The organism is Streptomyces sp. NPDC012827 (assembly GCF_042900905.1).
GTDB classification, from domain to species: domain Bacteria; phylum Actinomycetota; class Actinomycetes; order Streptomycetales; family Streptomycetaceae; genus Streptomyces; species Streptomyces gulbargensis.
This window is the reverse complement of record NZ_JBIBBY010000009.1, coordinates 5214-24010: the sequence shown is the minus strand read 5'-3', so window position 1 is coordinate 24010 and position 18797 is coordinate 5214. Positions and strand designations below refer to the sequence as shown.

General features: G+C 72.5%; 12 protein-coding genes. 2 read left to right on the top strand and 10 right to left on the bottom strand.

The window, feature by feature from the left end; all coding sequences use genetic code 11:
* Positions 1-39 precede the first annotated feature (39 nt).
* Both ACFY60_RS20320 and ACFY60_RS20315 read left to right on the top strand, forming a co-directional pair.
* Positions 40-4689: a DEAD/DEAH box helicase gene (locus ACFY60_RS20320; protein WP_388612149.1), complete on the top strand. Its 4650-nt coding sequence runs from the start codon at positions 40-42 to the stop codon at positions 4687-4689.
* Positions 4690-4836: 147 nt separating this feature from the next.
* Positions 4837-5634: a DNA-formamidopyrimidine glycosylase family protein gene (locus tag ACFY60_RS20315; protein ID WP_388612148.1), complete on the top strand. Its 798-nt coding sequence runs from the start codon at positions 4837-4839 to the stop codon at positions 5632-5634.
* A gap of 38 nt (positions 5635-5672) precedes the next feature.
* On the opposite strand, the gene ACFY60_RS20310 is transcribed toward ACFY60_RS20315, so the two are convergent.
* From ACFY60_RS20310 to ACFY60_RS20265, 10 genes are all read right to left on the bottom strand, one after another.
* The gene (locus tag ACFY60_RS20310; protein ID WP_388612147.1) at positions 5673-5966 is read right to left on the bottom strand and encodes a hypothetical protein; all 294 of its coding nucleotides are present in this window, start codon (positions 5964-5966) and stop codon (positions 5673-5675) included.
* Positions 5967-6109: 143 nt separating this feature from the next.
* A complete protein-coding gene (locus tag ACFY60_RS20305) occupies positions 6110-6592 on the bottom strand; it encodes a Dps family protein (protein ID WP_388612146.1) in 483 nt (160 codons plus the stop codon).
* Between the two features lie 191 nt (positions 6593-6783).
* Complete coding sequence (locus tag ACFY60_RS20300; protein ID WP_388612145.1) at positions 6784-7164, bottom strand: helix-turn-helix domain-containing protein; 381 nt, start codon at positions 7162-7164, stop codon at positions 6784-6786.
* Between the two features lie 109 nt (positions 7165-7273).
* Complete coding sequence (locus ACFY60_RS20295; protein WP_388612144.1) at positions 7274-7795, bottom strand: CinA family protein; 522 nt, start codon at positions 7793-7795, stop codon at positions 7274-7276.
* Positions 7792-8466 carry a CDP-diacylglycerol--glycerol-3-phosphate 3-phosphatidyltransferase gene (gene pgsA / locus ACFY60_RS20290; protein WP_388612143.1) on the bottom strand — a complete coding sequence of 225 codons (675 nt, stop codon included), beginning with the start codon at positions 8464-8466 and terminating at the stop codon, positions 7792-7794. Before pgsA ends, ACFY60_RS20295 begins: the two co-directional genes overlap by 4 nt.
* Entirely contained in the window at positions 8463-9953 is a 1491-nt protein-coding gene (rimO, locus tag ACFY60_RS20285) for a 30S ribosomal protein S12 methylthiotransferase RimO (RefSeq protein WP_388612142.1), read from the bottom strand. Before rimO ends, pgsA begins: the two co-directional genes overlap by 4 nt.
* A 117-nt stretch (positions 9954-10070) precedes the next feature.
* Positions 10071-10898 carry a helix-turn-helix domain-containing protein gene (locus ACFY60_RS20280; RefSeq protein WP_388612141.1) on the bottom strand — a complete coding sequence of 276 codons (828 nt, stop codon included), beginning with the start codon at positions 10896-10898 and terminating at the stop codon, positions 10071-10073.
* Positions 10899-11170: 272 nt separating this feature from the next.
* A complete protein-coding gene (locus ACFY60_RS20275; protein ID WP_388612140.1) occupies positions 11171-14020 on the bottom strand; it encodes a DNA translocase FtsK in 2850 nt (949 codons plus the stop codon).
* 113 nt (positions 14021-14133) lie between these two features.
* The gene (locus ACFY60_RS20270) at positions 14134-14805 is read right to left on the bottom strand and encodes a response regulator (RefSeq protein WP_309055917.1); all 672 of its coding nucleotides are present in this window, start codon (positions 14803-14805) and stop codon (positions 14134-14136) included.
* Positions 14806-15114: 309 nt separating this feature from the next.
* A partial coding sequence (locus ACFY60_RS20265; RefSeq protein WP_389458947.1) for a HAMP domain-containing protein occupies positions 15115-18797 on the bottom strand: 3683 nt, incomplete at its 5' end.

The window sequence follows — 18797 nt, the reverse complement described above, 5'->3', positions numbered from 1 at the left end:
TCCGGGCGGTTGTCAGTGGGCGGGTGCACGATGGGGGGCATGGTCAGGTCCGCGCTCGACTCGTTCTCCCCCGCGACCCGTGGTTGGTTCACCGGGGCCTTCACCGCGCCCACGGCCGCTCAGGAGGGTGCCTGGCGGGCCATCGGTGCCGGTTCGGACGTGCTCGTGGTGGCCCCCACCGGCTCGGGCAAGACGCTGGCCGCGTTCCTCGCCTCCCTCGACCGGCTCGCGTCGTCCCCGCCGCCCGCCGAGCCCCGCAAGCGGTGCCGCGTGCTGTACGTGTCGCCGCTGAAGGCACTGGCCGTGGACGTCGAGCGCAATCTGCGCTCCCCGCTGACCGGCATCCGCCAGGAGTCGGTCCGGCTCGGCCTGCCCGAACCGGACATCCGGGTCGGCATCCGTTCCGGCGACACCCCGCCCGCCGAGCGCCGCGCGCTCGCGACCCGGCCGCCGGACATCCTCATCACCACGCCCGAGTCGCTGTTCCTGATGCTCACCTCGGCCGCGCGCGAAGCCCTCGCCGGCGTGGAGACGGTCATCCTCGACGAGGTCCACGCGGTCGCGGGGACCAAGCGCGGCGCGCATCTGGCCCTGTCCCTGGAGCGGCTCGACGAGCTGCTGCCCCGGCCCGCGCGCCGGATCGGTCTGTCGGCGACGGTCCGGCCGGTGGACGAGGTGGCCCGCTATCTCTCCCCCGGCCGGGCCGTGGAGATCGTCCAGCCGCCGTCGGGGAAGGAGTTCGACCTCTCGGTCGTCGTCCCGGTCGAGGACATGGGCGAGCTGGGCGGCTCGCCCGCCTCCGAGGGGAAGGAGGGCGGCGACAAGCCGTCCATCTGGCCGCACGTCGAGGAGCGGATCGCCGACCTCGTCCAGGCCCACCGTTCCACCATCGTCTTCGCCAATTCCCGGCGCCTGGCCGAGCGCCTGTGCAACCGGCTCAACGAGATCGCGTACGAGCGGGCGACCGGAGAGGCCCCGCCCGAGGGCGCGCCGCCGGCGGAGATCATGGCCCAGTCGGGCGCGGCGCAGGGCGCCCCGCCGCTGCTGGCACGGGCGCACCACGGCTCGGTGTCGAAGGAGCAGCGCGCCCAGGTCGAGGAGGATCTGAAGGCGGGCCGGCTGCCCGCCGTGGTGGCGACCTCCAGCCTGGAGCTGGGCATCGACATGGGCGCGGTCGATCTGGTCGTCCAGGTCGAGTCGCCGCCCTCCGTGGCCTCCGGGCTCCAGCGCGTCGGCCGCGCGGGGCACCAGGTGGGGGCGGTCTCCACGGGCGTGGTCTTCCCCAAGTACCGGGGGGACCTGGTGCAGGCGGCCGTGGTGACCGAGCGGATGCGCAGCGGTTCCATCGAGTCGCTGCGGATCCCGGCCAACCCGCTGGACGTACTGGCGCAGCAGCTCGTGGCCATGGTGGCGCTCGACACCTGGCAGGTGGACGACCTGCTGGCCGTGGTGCGCCGGGCGGCGCCCTTCGCCTCGCTGCCGGAGTCCGCGTTCACCGCCGTCCTCGACATGCTGGCGGGCCGCTACCCGTCGGACGCCTTCGCCGAACTGCGGCCGCGCGTGGTGTGGGACCGCGTCGCCGGGACGGTCACGGGGCGGCCGGGCGCGCAGCGGCTCGCGGTGACCTCCGGCGGCACCATCCCCGACCGGGGCCTGTTCGGTGTGTTCCTGGCGGGCGCGGACCCGAAGAAGGGCGGTGGCCGGGTCGGGGAGCTGGACGAGGAGATGGTGTACGAGTCGCGGGTCGGCGACGTGTTCACCCTGGGCACCACCTCGTGGCGGATCGAGGACATCACTCGCGACCGGGTCCTGGTGTCACCGGCGCCCGGCGTGCCGGGCCGGCTGCCGTTCTGGAAGGGCGATCAACTGGGGCGGCCGCTGGAGCTGGGGCGGGCGGTCGGTGCCTTCCTGCGCGAGGTGGGCGCGCTGGGGCCGGAGGACGCCCGGCTGCGGCTGCTCGCCGCGGGGCTCGACGCCTGGGCGGCGGACAACGTCCTCGCGTACCTCACCGAGCAGCGGGAGTCCTGCGGCCACGTCCCGGACGACCGGACGATCCTGGTCGAGCGTTTCCGGGACGAGCTCGGGGACTGGCGGGTCGTGATCCACTCGCCGTTCGGCGCCCAGGTGCACGCGCCGTGGGCGCTGGCGCTCGGCGCGCGGCTCGCGGAGCGGTACGGCATGGACGCCCAGGTGATGCACGCCGACGACGGCATCGTGCTCAGGCTGCCGGACGCCGACCTGATGGGCCTGGAGATGGGCCTGGACCTGCTGGACCACGATCCGGTCGACCCGGGGCGCCACCAGGACACGACGTACGACGCCGACCGGGCTCCCGTCGGCGCGGCGGACGCCCTCTTCGACAAGGGCGAGATCGCGCAGATCGTCACGGACCAGGTGGGCGGCTCGGCGCTGTTCGCCTCCCGCTTCCGGGAGTGCGCGGCCCGCGCGCTCCTGCTGCCGAAGCGGAACCCGGGCAAGCGCACCCCGCTCTGGCAGCAGCGGCAGCGCGCGGCGCAGCTGCTCCAGGTGGCGAGCGAGTTCGGTTCCTTCCCGATCGTCCTGGAGGCCGTCCGCGAATGCCTCCAGGACGTCTTCGACGTGCCCGGCCTGACCGAGCTCATGGGGGACATCGAGGCCCGCCGGGTGCGCCTGGTCGAGGTGACGACCCCGGAGCCCTCACCCTTCGCCCGTTCGCTCCTCTTCGGGTACGTGGCGCAGTTCCTGTACGAGGGCGACTCACCGCTCGCGGAGCGGCGGGCGGCCGCGCTCTCGCTCGACTCGCGGCTCCTGGCCGAGCTGCTCGGGCAGGCGGAGCTGCGGGAGCTGCTGGACGCGGACGTCCTCACGGAGCTGGAGCGGGAGCTCCAGTGGCTGACGGAGGACCGCCGGATCAAGGACGTGGAGGGCGTCGCCGACCTGCTGCGGGTGCTGGGGCCGCTGACCGAGGCCGAGCTGGCCGAGCGGGGTGCCGACGCCGCCTGGGCGTCCGAGCTGGGCCGGGCCCGGCGGGCGATCCGGGTCCGGATCGGCGGCGCGGAGCACTGGGCGGCGGTCGAGGACGCGGGCCGGCTGCGGGACGCGCTCGGCACGGCCCTGCCGGTCGGTGTGCCGGAGGCCTTCACCGAGCCGGTGAAGGACCCGCTGGGCGACCTCCTCGCCCGGTACGCGCGGACGCACGGGCCGTTCACCTCCGCCCAGGCCGCGGCGCGCTTCGGCCTGGGGGCGGCGGTCACGGACGGGGCGCTCCAGCGGCTCGCCGCCGCGGGCCGGGTGGTGCAGGGCGAGTTCCACCCGTCCGGGATCGGTCAGGAGTGGTGCGACGCCGCCGTGCTGCGGCGGCTGCGGCGCCGTTCCCTCGCGGCCCTGCGCCACGAGCTGGAGCCGGTGCCGCCCGCGGCGCTCGCGACGTTCCTGCCGCAGTGGCAGCACGTCGGCGGCGGGGCTCTGCGCGGGATCGACGGCCTGGCCCGGGCGGTCGAGCAGCTCCAGGGGGCACCCGTTCCGGCCTCCGCGCTGGAGAGGCTGATCCTGCCGTCCCGGGTCCGGGACTACGCGCCGGGGCTGCTCGACGAGCTGACCACCACCGGTGAGGTGGTGTGGGCGGGCGCGGGTGCGCTGCCCGGCAAGGACGGCTGGGTCTCGCTGTACCTGGCGGACGCGGCGCCGCTGCTCCTGCCGCCGCCGCACCCGCTGGAGCTGACCGCCCTGCACGAGTCGGTGCTGTCCGCGCTGTCCGGCGGGTACGGCCTGTTCTTCCGGCAGATCGCGGACCAGATCCGGGCCACCACCCACCCGGAGGCGACCGATCCGCAGCTCGCCGACGCCCTGTGGGAGCTGGCCTGGTCGGGCCGGCTCACCAACGACACCCTGGCCCCGCTGCGCGCCCTGCTCGGCTCGGGGCGCACGGCCGGCTCGACGGCGCACCGCGCGCGGCGCACGGTCCCCCGGGGCCGGTTCGGCGCCCTCGGCACGACCGCCCGCACGGCGTCCCGTACGGGGCCGCCGACCGTCTCCGGCCGCTGGTCGCTGCTGCCGGGGGCCGCTTCGGAGCCCACCCACCGGGCGCACGCCCTGGCCCGTACCCTCCTGGACCGGCACGGTGTCGTCACCCGGGGGGCGGTGGCCGCCGAGGGGGTGGAGGGCGGTTTCTCGGCCGTCTACCGGGTGCTGTCCGCTTTCGAGGACAGCGGTCAGGCCCGCCGCGGCTATGTGGTGGAGGGTCTGGGGGCGGCCCAGTTCGCGATGGACGGGGCGGTGGACCGGCTCCGTGCGGCGGCGACCGCCCGCGACCGGGGAGCGGAGGCCGCGGCGGGCCCGCGCGCGGTGGTGCTGGCCGCCGCCGATCCGGCCAACGCGTACGGGGCGGCGCTCTCCTGGCCCGAGCCGCCGACGGACGCGGGCCACAAGCCGGGCCGCAAGGCGGGCGCGCTGGTGGTCCTGGTGGACGGCGAACTGACGCTTTACATGGAGCGCGGCGGCAAGACCCTGCTGGCGTGGCCCGCCGAGCCGGACGATCCCACGCTGACGGCGGCGGCCGAGGCCCTGGCGGCGTCGGCCCGGCAGGGTGTGCTCGGCACGGTCACGGTGGAGCGGATCAACGGTGCCACGGCCCTCACCTCACCGCTGGCCCGCCCGCTGGAGGCCGCCGGTTTCCTCGCCACCCCCCGGGGCCTGCGCCTGCGTGCCTGACCCGGACCCGGCCCGCGCCGCGCCCGCACGGCGCGGGCCCCGGCACCCGGCGCCCCGGCACGGCATCGCACCCGCACCCGCACCCGCACCCGCACCCGCACCCGCACCCGCACCCGCACCCGCACCCGCACCCGGCATGATGGTCGTATGCCCGAAGGAGACACCATCTGGCTGGCGGCCCACCGCCTGCACGCCGCACTGGCCGGACGGGTGCTCACCCGTACGGACCTCCGGGTGCCGCGCTTCGCCACGGCCGACCTCACCGGCCGCACCGTCCTGGACGTCACTCCGCGCGGCAAGCATCTCCTCACCCGCGTGGAGGGCGGGCTCACCGTCCACTCCCATCTACGCATGGACGGCGCCTGGCGGGTGTACGCCACGGGCGAGCGCCCGCGCGGCGGCCCCGACCACCAGATCCGGGCGATCCTCGGGAACGCCGAGAACACCGCGTACGGCTACCGGCTGCCGGTCCTGGAGCTGCTGCGCACCGCCGAGGAGTCCCGGGTGGTGGGCCATCTCGGCCCGGACCTCCTGGGCCCGGACTGGGACCCGCAGGAGGCGCTGCGCCGTCTCCTCGCCGACCCGGACCGCACGCTGGGCGAGGCCCTGCTGGACCAGCGGAACCTCGCCGGGATCGGCAATGTGTTCAAGTGCGAGCTGGCGTTCCTCGCCGGCGTCACCCCGTGGCTCCCGGTGGGCGAGTTGGCGCCGGACGTCCCCGCACGCCTCGTCGCGACCGCGCACCGCCTGCTGGAGGCGAACAAGGACCGGACGGAGCGCCGCACCACCACGTCACGTCATCCCGGCATCCCGCTGTACGTCTACGGCCGCGGCGGGCGCCCGTGTCTGCGCTGCGGGGCCCGGGTCCGCAAGGCCGAACTCGACGACCGGGTCACCTACTGGTGCCCCGGCTGCCAGCAGGGCCCCCAGGGCGAGACCCCGTGAACGCCAAGAGCCCGCAGGCAGCAACCCGCGAGCTCTGTCTACCGTCTGACGGCCCGGCCGGCGGGTGACATCCCGTCACCACGCACGAGCCGGGCCCACCGCAGCGCGCCCCCGCGCCGACTGCGGAGCCTGCCGCCGCGATCCGCCGAGGCGGCGACGTGCACCGGCAGCAGGCTCAGTCCCCAACCACTCGCGGCCAGTGCCCCTTCGACCGGCCCGGCCTCGGCCGGGGTCAGAGCCAGGCGCAGCACCGCCCACCACCAGAATCCCCCGGCCACCAGCCCGACCACGATCAGCGTGAGCGTCGCCAGCGGGAACCGTCGCCGTACCATGGCCGCCTCCTGCCGATCGACGCTAGACCGGCGGGATCACTCGGCGGGAGGGCGCACCGAAGCCAGACGGGGCGTGCGCCGAGCGCGCGACCCCGGGTATGAGCCTCAGCGGCACGCCCCCCACCGGGCGGCTGCGCGGCACGTCACACACCGCTCTTGACGCTCTCCGCCTGGAACATCCAGGCGTGCTTCTCGAGGTCCGCCGTCAGGCCGATGATGATGTCCTGGGTGACCGGGTCGGGCTTTTCGGTCGCCTCGATGCGCTCCCGCATCCGGGTGATGACGGCCCCGAGCGCGCTGACCAGGACCTGGACGGCGTCCTCATCCTTGATCCAGCCCTCCGGGGTCTTCCCGACGGCGCTGGAGGACGCGACGGTCGCCGCCCGCCCGTCAGGGTTGACGCCGAGGGCGGAGGCGCGCTCGGCCACCGTGTCGGAGTGTGTCCGGGCCGTGTCGACGACCTCGTCGAGCTGCAGGTGGACGGACCTGAAGCGCGGCCCGACGACGTTCCAGTGCACCTGCTTGGCGACCAGGGCGAGGTCGACCAGGTCGACGAGGGCCCCCTGGAGCGCGTTGCCGACCGTCTTGAGGTCGGCGTCGGAAAGCGGACTCTTCACGACAGACATGCGGAATCTCCAACCAGTCGTACGTTTCCCCCACCATGGCACGCCTGACCGGAATCCGGCATCTCAAACAATCCTTGGGGAAGCTTCCGACCTGCGCCGGGACGGCGAACCGGGACGGCGAACCGGGACGGCGAAAAGCCCCGGCCGACACCCCCGCAGGGGTGACGACCGGGGCTTCGACCCGTGTCGGTTCAGGCGGCGACGACGTCGACCGCTTCCGCGGGCGCCTTGATGGTCACCCGTTCGGTGGGCACACCGCCCACCGACGTCACCGACACCGAGTTGAGCATCGGACGGACCGGTGGCACCGGTCCGTTCGCCGCTGCCGACGCGGCCAGTTCGGCCAGTGACAGCTCGTCGCTCACTTCGCGCATGAGCTCGGACATCCGTACGTCCAGCGCGTCGCAGATAGCGGAGAGCAGTTCGGAGGAAGCCTCCTTCTGCCCCCGCTCCACCTCGGAGAGATAGCCGAGCGAGACTCGGGCGGACGAGGAGACTTCGCGCAGAGTACGGCCCTGGCGCTGGCGCTGCCGACGCAGCACGTCACCCAGCAGGCGACGGAGCAGAATCATCGGTGGCTCCCTCCTCGGACCGCGTAGCCGCATCCTTCACGCCCCACCGTACCGCCTCGCGCCGCGGCCGTGCGGGGAGCGATGTCGTGTTCACTCAGGGCTGCAAACATCAATTCCCCCCGTTCTGTTCCGTATCCTGTGCCCGCGCATTTCCCGAGAGTTCCTCACGGAGCAGTTCCAGCACGCTCCGTACGCTCTCTCTACGGATTTCCTCGCGGTCGCCGTTCAATCGCAGTGACGCCACTTTCCCGGTCCCTGCCCCGAACCCGGCCGGCCCGGACACCGCCACGTACACCGTGCCGACGGGCTGTCCGTCCTGCGGATCGGGTCCGGCCACACCGGTCGTCGCGATGCCCCGGTCGGCGCCGAGCAGGTCCCGTACCCCCGCCGCCATCTGCAGGGCGACCTCGGGATCCACGGCCCCGCGCTCGGCCAGGAGACCGCCGTCGACCCGCAGGACCTCCCGCTTCACGTCGGTCGCGTAGGCCGTGACGGAGCCCCGGAAGGCCAGGGAGGCACCGGGGACGGCGGTGAGCGCGGCCGCCACGAGACCGCCGGTGAGCGATTCGGCGACGGCCACGGTGCGACCACGCTCCGCGAGCAGCGCCAGGACCTGGGCGGCCTCGCTCATCGGGTCGCCGCCTCCGCGTGTGCCGCGGCGCGTTCGGCGGCGAGCCCACGGCGCCTGAGGACGACGGCCTGGCGCACGTAGTCCAGGCCGGTGACGACGGTCAGCACGACCGCCACGGCCATCACCCAGAACCGCAGGGTGGCGAGCGGACCGGTGAGCATCAGCACGTACATGCCCACCGCCGTGCCCTGGGCCAGCGTTTTCATCTTTCCGCCGCGGCTCGCGGGGATGACTCCGTGCCGGATCACCCAGAAGCGCATGAGGGTGATGCCGAGTTCCCTGGCGAGGATGACCGCCGTCACCCACCAGGGGAGATCCCCGAGCCACGAGAGGCAGATCAGCCCGGCCGCCATGATCGCTTTGTCGGCGATCGGGTCGGCGATCTTCCCGAAGTCGGTGACCAGGTTGTACGCGCGGGCGAGGTGCCCGTCGAAGACGTCCGTGATCATGGCGACCGCGAACGCCGCCCACGCCCAGGCACGCCAGGCGGGGTCGTGCCCGCCGTCCTGGAGCAGCAGGACCACGAATCCGGGCACGAGGACGAGCCGCATCATGGTGAGGATGTTCGCGATGTTCCAGAGGCTGGCCTGATTGACCGCAGCCGCGCCCAGCTTGCCGCGCGGCGCCGGCCTACCGGTCCCGCCCGTCGCGGATGCCGGGACTCCGGTCATCTGCCCGCCTCCTCGGAGAGACACTCGGCGACCAGATCGACACCTTCCGTGCCGACGACCCTGGCCCTGACCATACGGCCGGGCGCCAGGTCGGGCTCCGCCCCGCCATCCGTGGTGAGGAGCACCTGGCCATCCGTCTCGGGGGCCTGGTGGGCGGCGCGGCCGATCCAGCCGTCCTCCTCGTCGAGCGTCTCGACGAGTACTTCCAGGGTCTCGCCGATCCGCTCCTCCGCACGCTGGGCGGTGAGCTCCTCGGCGAGCCGGGACAGGTGGGCGAGCCGGGCGTCGACCACCTCCTGGTCGAGCTTGTTCTCGTACGTGGCGGCCTCGGTGCCGTCCTCGTCGGAGTAGCCGAAGACGCCGATGGCGTCGAGCCGGGCGTGGGTGATGAAGCGTTCCAGCTCGGCGAAGTCGGCCTCGCTCTCGCCGGGGAAGCCGACGATGAAGTTGGAGCGGGCGCCGGCCGTGGGCGCCTTGGACCGGATGGTCTCCAGCAGCTCCAGGAAGCGGTCGGTGTCACCGAAGCGCCGCATGGCCCGCAGCACGTCGGGGGCGCTGTGCTGGAAGGAGAGGTCGAAGTAGGGCGCGACCTTCTCGGTGGAGGTGAGGACGTCGATGAGGCCGGGGCGCATCTCGGCGGGCTGGAGGTAGCTGACCCGGACGCGCTCGATGCCGTCGACCCCGGCCAGCTCGGGCAGCAGGCTCTCCAGGAGCCGGATGTCGCCGAGGTCCTTGCCGTAGGAGGTGTTGTTCTCGGAGACCAGCATGATCTCCTTCACGCCCTGCTCGGCGAGCCACCGCGTCTCGTTGAGCACGTCGGAGGGTCGCCGGGAGACGAAGGAGCCGCGGAAGGACGGGATGGCGCAGAAGGAGCAGCGGCGGTCGCAGCCGGAGGCCAGCTTGACGGAGGCGACGGGGCTGGCGTCCAGGCGGCGGCGGAGCGGCGCACGCGGCCCCGAGGCGGGCGCGAGGCCCTCGGGGAGGTCCTCCGGAACGGCCGCGGGAGCCTCCGCGGCCCCGTGTCCGGGCAGGGCCACGCCGGCGGCGGCCTGCTGGCGCTCCACCGGCGAGAGCGGCAGGAGCTTGCGCCGGTCGCGGGGGGTGTGGGCCTCGACGCTGCCGCCGCTGAGGATGGTCTGGAGGCGGTTGGAGATGTCGGCGTAGTCGTCGAAGCCGAGGACGCCGTCGGCCTCCGGGAGGGCTTCGGCCAGCTCCTTGCCGTACCGCTCGGCCATGCAGCCGACGGCGACGACGGCCTGGGTCCGGCCGTGGTCCTTCAGATCGTTGGCTTCGAGGAGGGCGTCGACGGAGTCCTTCTTGGCGGCCTCGACGAATCCGCAGGTGTTGACGACGGCGACGTCCGCTTCCTCGGCGTTCTCGACGAGCTCCCAGCCGTCCGCTGCCAAGCGGCCTGCGAGCTCCTCCGAGTCCACCTCGTTACGGGCGCAGCCAAGAGTGACAAGGGCGACGGTACGGCGTTCGGGCATGGACTCAAGACTACTTCGTCCCGGCCGTACGTCCGTCGCGCAGGGTTCACCTGCGCGACGGACGTCACACACCGGGACGGAGGGGTGGAGGGGACGGGAGGGCCGGGGGCGGCTCGGTCAGCCGGCCTCGGGGTCGCCCTTGGCGTAGGAGAGCCGCTCGACCTGGCCGTCCTCGAAGGTGTCGGCGATCTTCTTGCCGTTCACGTACAGCTCGATCGCGCCGGCGTTGCCGAGGACCAGGTCGACGCGCTCGCCGTCCTGGAAGGTCTTGGACTCCCCGTCCAGGAGGAGCCCGTCGAAGAGGAGCTTGCCGTCGGCGGCCTTGGCCGAGATCCAGCTCTTGCCCTGCTTGGCGGTGAGCTTGACCGTGACCTTGTCCTTCGGGACCGCGGCGATCGCGCTCTCGGTGGGCTTGGGCACGACGGGCTTGACCGGCTTCGGCTTGCTCGTCGCGGTCGCCTTCTCGGGAGCGGGGGCGGGGCCGCCCTCGGCCGTGACGGTGCCCTTGGGGGCGTCGTTCCCGTTGAACATCGTGAAGCCGACGAAGCCGACGACGGCGACGATGGCCGCCACCATGGCGGCGGTCCAGTTGGGCCGGCGCGGTTCGGGCCGGATGCGTTCGGCCTCGAACAGCGGGGCGGCGGGGGTGGGCGCGGGACGGCCTCCGTGGTCGGCGTCGTACCGTTCGACGAGCGGGGCCGGATCGAGCCCGACGGCGCGCGCGAGGGTACGGATGTGGCCGCGCGCGTAGACGGCGCCGCCGCAGCGCGAGAAGTCGTCCTCCTCGATCGCGTGCACGATCGGGATCCGTACACGCGTGGAGGCACTGACCTCATCGACGGTGAGACCGGCGGCGATACGGGCGTGCTGGAGAGCGCGACCGATCGATTCCCGGTCGTCTGCCGGGAACGTCCGGTCGTCTTCGGGGGAGTTGCCGATGGACACGAGAGCGCCTTTCGAGCGTGTAGCCACCTGCTGGACGTTCAGTCTATGGGTGGTACGAAAGGGTGGGGCAACCGGGCGGGTGCTGTTTGTACGCCATGAGGCTGGGACATCCTTCTGTCCCTCCGTCCAACTTGACGTACGGCCAGGGGAAACGGTTGCCCACTCTTTTCTTACGAGTGAGTCTCGGAGGGATCTCGAACGGGTACCCCCGCTCCCGCCGCGTTACTCCGTCCGGTGCGCCGGGCGCCCCGGCTTCCCCGGGCCGCCGTGCGTCACTCCGCCGACTCGCCGCGGATGACGGCCAGCACACCGTCCAGCTCGTCGGGTTTGACGAGGACGTCCCGCGCCTTGGAGCCCTCGCTCGGGCCCACGATGTTCCGGGACTCCATCAGGTCCATCAGCCGCCCGGCCTTGGCGAAGCCGACGCGGAGCTTGCGCTGGAGCATCGACGTGGAGCCGAACTGGGTCGACACGACCAGTTCCGCCGCCTGGCACAGCAGGTCGAGGTCGTCGCCGATGTCCTCGTCGATCTCCTTCTTCTGCTTGGTGCCGACGGTGACGTCGTCCCGGAAGACCGGGGTCATCTGGTCCTTGCAGTGCCGTACGACGGCGGCGACCTCGTCCTCGGTGACGAAGGCGCCCTGCATGCGGACCGGCTTGTTGGCGCCCATCGGCAGGAAGAGGCCGTCGCCCTTGCCGATGAGCTTCTCGGCGCCGGGCTGGTCGAGGATGACCCGGCTGTCGGCGAGCGAGGAGGTGGCGAAGGCGAGCCGGGAGGGCACGTTGGCCTTGATGAGGCCGGTGACGACGTCCACGGACGGCCGCTGCGTGGCCAGCACCAGATGGATGCCGGCCGCGCGGGCCAACTGGGTGATGCGGACGATCGCGTCCTCGACGTCGCGCGGCGCGACCATCATCAGGTCCGCGAGCTCGTCGACGATGACCAGGAGGTACGGGTAGGGCTGCAGCTCCCGCTCGCTGCCCGGCGGCGGCTTCACCTTGCCGTCGCGGACCGCCTGGTTGAAGTCGTCGATGTGCCGGAAGCCGAAGGCGGCCAGGTCGTCGTAGCGCAGGTCCATCTCGCGCACCACCCACTGGAGGGCCTCGGCGGCCCGCTTGGGGTTGGTGATGATCGGGGTGATCAGGTGCGGGATGCCCTCGTAGGCGGTGAGCTCGACCCGCTTGGGGTCGACCAGCACCATCCGGACGTCCTCGGGAGTCGCTCTTATCATCACCGAGGTGATGAGGCAGTTGATGCACGAGGACTTGCCGGAGCCGGTGGCACCGGCGACCAGGACGTGCGGCATCTTCGCCAGGTTGGCCATCACGTAGCCGCCCTCGACGTCCTTGCCGAGCGCGACGAGCATCGGATGGTCGTCGCCCGCCGCGTCGGCGAGGCGCAGCACGTCGCCGAGGTTCACCATCTCGCGGTCGCTGTTCGGGATCTCGATGCCGACCGCGGACTTGCCGGGGATCGGGGAGATGATCCGCACGTCCGGCGAGGCCACCGCGTAGGCGATGTTCTTCGTCAGGGCGGTGATCTTCTCGACCTTCACGGCGGGCCCGAGCTCGACCTCGTACCGCGTGACCGTCGGGCCCCGGGTGAAGCCGGTGACGGCCGCGTCCACCTTGAACTCGGCGAAGACGGTGGTGAGCGCGTCGACCACGGCGTCGTTGGCGGCGCTGCGGGTCTTGCCCGGCCCGCCGCGTTCGAGCAGGTCGAGCGGCGGCAGGGCGTACGTGATGTCGCCGGACAGCTGGAGCTGCTCGGCCCGGGCGGGCAGTTCGGTCGGTTCGGGCGCGGGCTTGGTCAGGTCCGGTACGGCTCCGCCCTGGCGCTTCTCGCCGCCCCGGGCCGTGGGCACGTTCGGCGGCGCGGCCGGGGCGACCGGTTCGGCGGCCCCGGTGTCCGGGCCGGGGGCCTTGGCGGCGGCCCGTTCGGCGGTGACGTCCCGGGTGAGGTCGGCGACGAGCGGGGACGGCGGCATGCCGTTGAGGACGGCGCCGTCGAGCGCCGCGGCCGCGGCGGCGGCCACGTCGACCGGGTCCATGCCGTGGCCGGGGGCGGGCCGCTCGGCGGGGCGGCGGGGCGCCCGGGGGCGACGGCCGAGCGCCTCCTCCTCGGCCCGGTCCACGTCGTACGGCTCGGCCGGACCGGCCGCCCTGCGCCGTACGGGGCGCGGGTCGCGGGGCGCGGCCTCCCGCCAGTCCTCGTCGTATTCCTCGTATCCCCGGTACTCGGCTGCGGCCGGGTCGGCGGCGCCCTCGACGATGCCGAGCCGGGCGCCGAGCGCGCGCAGCCGCTGCGGGATGGCCGCGACCGGCGTGGCGGTGACCACCAGCAGGCCGAAGACCGTGAGCAGGACGAGCAGCGGGACCGCGAGGACCTCCCCCATCATGAAGACGAGCGGCTTGGAGGCCGCCCAGCCGATGAGGCCGCCCGCGTCCTGCATGGCCTCGGTGCCGTCCCCGCGTCCCGGGGACTCGCAGGCGATGTGGACCTGCCCGAGGACACCGACGACCAGCGCGGTGAGTCCGATGACGATGCGGCCGTTGGCCTCGGGCTTCTCGGGGTGGAGGATCAGCCGCACCGCGACGGCGCCGAGGAGCAGCGGCACCAGCAGGTCCAGCCGGCCGAAGGCCCCGGTCACCAGCATCTCGACCAGGTCGCCGACCGGGCCCCGGAGGTGGGACCAGGTGCCGGCGGCGACGATCAGCGCCAGGCCGAGCAGGAGCAGCGCGAGGCCGTCCTTGCGGTGGGCCGGGTCGAGCCCCTTGGCACCGCGCCCTATTCCCCGGAACATCGCCCCGACGGCGTGGGCGAGGCCCAGCCAGATGCCCCGGACGAGCCGGTAGAGCCCCCCGGTCGGGGAGGGCGCGGGACGGGGCGGGGCCTTCCTCGCCGCGTTCTTCCGGGCGGGCGGGCGTCCGGCGGGCGCCGCCTTCCTGGCCGCCGCCTTCTTCGCGGCCGGTTTGGCGGGGGTCTTCGCCGCCGCCTTCCCGGTCCTGACCGGGGACTTCGCGGGCGCCGCCTTCCTGGCGGCACCCGTCGTCCGGCCGGCGCGCGGTTGTGCGGTGCCCGCCGTGCCCTGGGAACCCTTGCCGGACGTACGTGAAGCCATGGTGCTGAGGTTACCGGTGGAGCGTCGGGCTGTCCGCCTCACCCGAACGTGTCGTCCTTGCGGAGACGGGAAGCTGACGCCGGATCAACGGCCCGACCGTCCCTGACGGTACGTCAGTTCTGTGCGGGCATCGAGGGCGCGCCGCCCGTGCCCGGCTCCAGCGCGTCCAACGCCCGGCGCAGCCCGGTGAGCTTGCGCTCCAGGTGGGCGGCGGTGGCGACGGCCGCCGCGTCGGCGGAGTCGTCGTCGAGCTGCTTCGACAGCGCCTCGGCCTGCTCCTCGACGGCGGCGAGCCGGGCGGACAGCTCGGCCAGCAGGCCCGCGGACTCCTTGCCGTGGCCGCCCTCGCCGCCCTCCAGCTGGAGCCGCAGCAGGGCCGCCTGCTCGCGCAGCTTGCAGTTCTTCATGTAGAGCTCGACGAAGACCGAGACCTTGGCGCGCAGCACCCACGGGTCGAACGGCTTCGAGATGTAGTCGACCGCCCCGGCCGCGTACCCCCGGAAGGTGTGGTGGGGGCCGTGGTTGATCGCGGTCAGGAAGATGATCGGGATGTCCCGCGTCCGCTCACGGCGCTTGATGTGCGCGGCGGTCTCGAATCCGTCCATCCCCGGCATCTGGACGTCGAGGAGAATCACCGCGAAGTCGTCCGTCAGCAGCGCCTTGAGCGCTTCCTCCCCGGACGATGCCCGCACCAGGGTCTGATCGAGCGCGGAGAGAATGGCCTCCAGCGCCAGCAGATTCTCCGGCCGGTCATCGACCAGGAGGATCTTGGCCTTCTGCACCATGCCCCGTCCTCCTCGCCCCGGCAACGGCTCGCCCCGGCTCCCGGAACCGGGGGAAGCACCGGGCGCCGCCCCAGGGGACGGCTTCCTCGCGCCGTCCGTCCTTGTGCCGGTCATCGTAGCCGCACCCCGCCCGTCGCCACACCCTGTCACCGCGATGTCACTGTGCACGGTCGTCGCGCACGTACGGGAAACGCGGTGCGAGACGAGAAGGTTCCCCGCTTCCGGGCCTCTCACACCCGGATGGCGACAGTCCGTCCCGGACGGACCGGGGGGCGGGGGCGGGCGGGCCCCGCCGGCCCGCCCCCGGCGTCACCGGTCCCGCATCCACTGCTCCATGACCGACAGCAGATGGTCCGGATCGACCGGCTTCGTCACGTAGTCCGAGGCGCCCGACTCGATCGCCTTCTCCCGGTCGCCCTTCATCGCCTTCGCGGTGAGCGCGATGATCGGCAGCCCGGCGAACTGCGGCATGCGCCGGATCGCGGTCGTCGTCGCGTATCCGTCCATCTCCGGCATCATGATGTCCATCAGGACGACCGCCACGTCGTCGTGCTGCTCCAGCACCTCGATGCCCTCGCGGCCGTTCTCCGCGTAGAGCACCGACAGCCCGTGCTGCTCCAGGACGCTGGTGAGCGCGAACACGTTGCGGATGTCGTCGTCCACGATGAGGACCCGCTCGCCGGAGAACGAGAAGGTACGGCGCGGCTCGGGCGCCGCCTCCTCCTCCGTACGGTCCGCCGCGCCGCCCCGCGCGGCACGGTCGGCCCCGCCGGCCGCCGAGGACCGCGCCTCCGCCGCCTCCGCCGCCGCCTTCCGCCGGTGCCGGAACAGCGCCCCGGCCCCGGACCGCGCCTCGCCGCGTACGGGAGCGGGCGAGAAGTGCGGGAAGGAGTGGTCGGCCCCCTCCGCGCCCTCCTCCGGCTGGGACCGGTCCTCGTCGGACTCGGCCGTGCCCGTCCCGGACCCGCCCGCGGCCTGCTCGACCGGCTCCAGCGGCAGGTACAGCGTGAAGGTCGAGCCACGGCCCGGCTCGCTCGCCGCGAAGATCTCGCCGCCGAGCAGACGGGCGATCTCCCGGCTGATCGACAGGCCCAGGCCCGTACCGCCGTACTTCCGGCTGGTCGTCCCGTCGGCCTGCTTGAAGGCCTCGAAGATGACCCGCATCTTGCTCGCCGCGATGCCGATCCCGGTGTCGGTGACCGAGAAGGCGATCAGTTCCGCCTCCGGGTCGCGCAGGGAACCGGCCTCCAGGAGCTGTTCCCGGATCGACTGCGGCACGTCCGCGCCCGAGGGCCGGATCACCAGCTCGACGGCTCCCGTGTCGGTGAACTTCACCGCGTTCGACAGCAGGTTCCGCAGCACCTGGAGCAGCCGCTGCTCGTCGGTGTGGAGCGTGGCCGGCAGCTCGGGCGAGACCCGTACCGAGAAGTCGAGGCCCTTCTCCGCGGTGAGCGGCCGGAAGGTCGCCTCCACGTAGTCGACGAGCTGGACGAGGGCGATCCGGGTCGGCGAGACGTCCATCTTGCCCGCCTCGACCTTGGACAGGTCGAGGATGTCGTTGATCAGCTGGAGCAGGTCCGAGCCGGCGCCGTGGATGGTCTCGGCGAACTCGACCTGCTTCGGCGTCAGATTGCTCTCGGCGTTGTCCGCGAGCAGCTTGGCCAGGATCAGCAGCGAGTTGAGCGGGGTGCGCAGCTCGTGCGACATGTTCGCCAGGAACTCGGACTTGTAGCGCATGGAGACCGCGAGCTGTTCGGCGCGCTCCTCCAGGACCTGCCGGGCCTCCTCGATCTCGGTGTTCTTGACCTCGATGTCCCGGTTCTGCCGGGCCAGCAGCTCGGCCTTCTCCTCCAGTTCGGCGTTGGAGCCCTGGAGTTCCTTCTGCCGGTGCTCCAACTCCGCCGACCGCTCCTTGAGCTGTTCGGTCAGCTCCTGCGACTGCTTGAGCAGCACCTCGGTCTTGGTGTTGACGCTGATGGTGTTGACGGTGGTCGCGATCAGCTCGGCGAGCTGGTTGAGGAAGTCCCGCTGGATCTGGGTGAAGGGCTGGAAGGACGCCAGCTCGATGACCCCGAGGACCTTCCCCTCGAAGAGGACCGGCAGCACGATGACGTGGGCGGGCGCGGCCTCCCCGAGGCCGGAGGAGATCTTCAGGTAGCCGGGCGGCACGTTGACCTGGATGGTCCGCTTCTCCTCGGCCGCCGTCCCGATGAGGGTCTCCCCGGGACGGAACGAGGTCGGCATGGAGCCGGCCGAGTAGCCGTAACTCCCGCGCATGCGCAGCTCGTACGAGCCGTCGCCCTCCCCCACGAGTTCGGCGTCGCCGTGGGCGGAGCCGGTCGGCATGGCGACGAAGAAGGCGCCGTGCTGGGCGGAGACCACCGGCGTCAGCTCGCTCATGATGAGGGAGGCGACGTCGTCGAGGTCCCGGCGGCCCTGCATGAGACCGGAGATGCGGGCCAGGTTGCCCTTGAGCCAGTCCTGCTCCTCGTTGGCGAGGGTGGTGTCGCGCAGGTTGGCGATCATCGTGTTGATGTTGTCCTGGAGCGCCTGGATCTCGCCCGCCGCGTCCACCCCGTCGATCTTGAGGTTGAGGTCGCCGCGGGTGACCGCCGTGGCGACGGCCGCGATGGCCCGCACCTGGCGGGTCAGGTTCCCGGCCATCTCGTTCACCGACTCGGTGAGGTCGCGCCAGGTGCCGTCGACGTCCCGGACGCGGGCCTGGCCGCCGAGGATGCCCTCGGTACCCACCTCGCGGGCCACCCGCGTGACCTCCTCGGCGAAGTTCGACAGCTGGTCGACCATCGTGTTGATGGTGTTCTTCAGCTCCTGGATCTCGCCGCGCGCGTCGATGTCGATCTTCTTGGTGAGGTCGCCCTTGGCGATGGCGGTGGTGACCGCGGCGATCTGCCGCACCTGCCCGGTGAGGTTGGAGGCCATCGAGTTCACCGACTCGGTCAGGTCCTTCCACGTACCGGAGACGCCCGGCACGCGGGCCTGACCGCCCAGCTCGCCCTCCGTGCCCACCTCGCGGGCCACGCGCGTGACCTCGTCCGCGAAGTTCGACAGGGTCGCCACCATCGTGTTGACCGTCTCCGCGAGCTCGGCGACCTCGCCGCGCGCCTCGACGGTGACCTTCTTCGTCAGGTCACCGTTGGCCACGGCCGCGGAGACCCGCGAGATGTTCCGCACCTGACTGGTCAGGTTGTTGGCCATCAGGTTGACGTTGTCGCTGAGGTCCTTCCACGTACCGGTGACACCGCGCACGCGGGCCTGGCCGCCGAGGATGCCCTCCGTACCCACCTCGCGGGCCACGCGCGTGACCTCGTCCGCGAAGTTCGACAGCTGGTCGACCATCGTGTTGACGGTCGTGACCAGCTCCAGGATCTCGCCCCGGGCGTCGACCGTGATCTTCTTCGACAGGTCGCCACGGGCGACGGCGGTGGTGACCTCGGCGATGTTCCGCACCTGGCTGGTGAGGTTGTTCGCCATGAAGTTCACCGACTGGGTGAGGTCCTTCCAGGTCCCGGAGACGCCCTGTACCTCGGCCTGGCCGCCGAGGATGCCCTCGGTGCCGACCTCGCGGGCGACCCGCGTCACCTGCTCGGCGAAGTTGGAGAGCTGGTCGACCATCGTGTTGATGGTGTTCTTCAGCTCCAGGATCTCGCCGCGCGCGTCCACGTCGATCTTCTGCGACAGGTCACCCCGCGCCACCGCCGTGGCGACCTGCGCGATGTTGCGCACCTGGGCGGTGAGGTTCCCGGCCATGAAGTTCACCGAGTCGGTGAGGTCGCGCCACACACCGGCCACGCCCGGCACCTGCGCCTGACCGCCCAGCCGCCCGTCCGTGCCCACCTCACGGGCCACCCGCGTCACCTGGTCCGCGAACGCGGACAGCTGGTCGACCATCGTGTTGATGGTGTTCTTCAGCTCCAGGATCTCGCCGCGCGCGTCCACGTCGATCTTCTGCGACAGGTCACCCCGCGCCACCG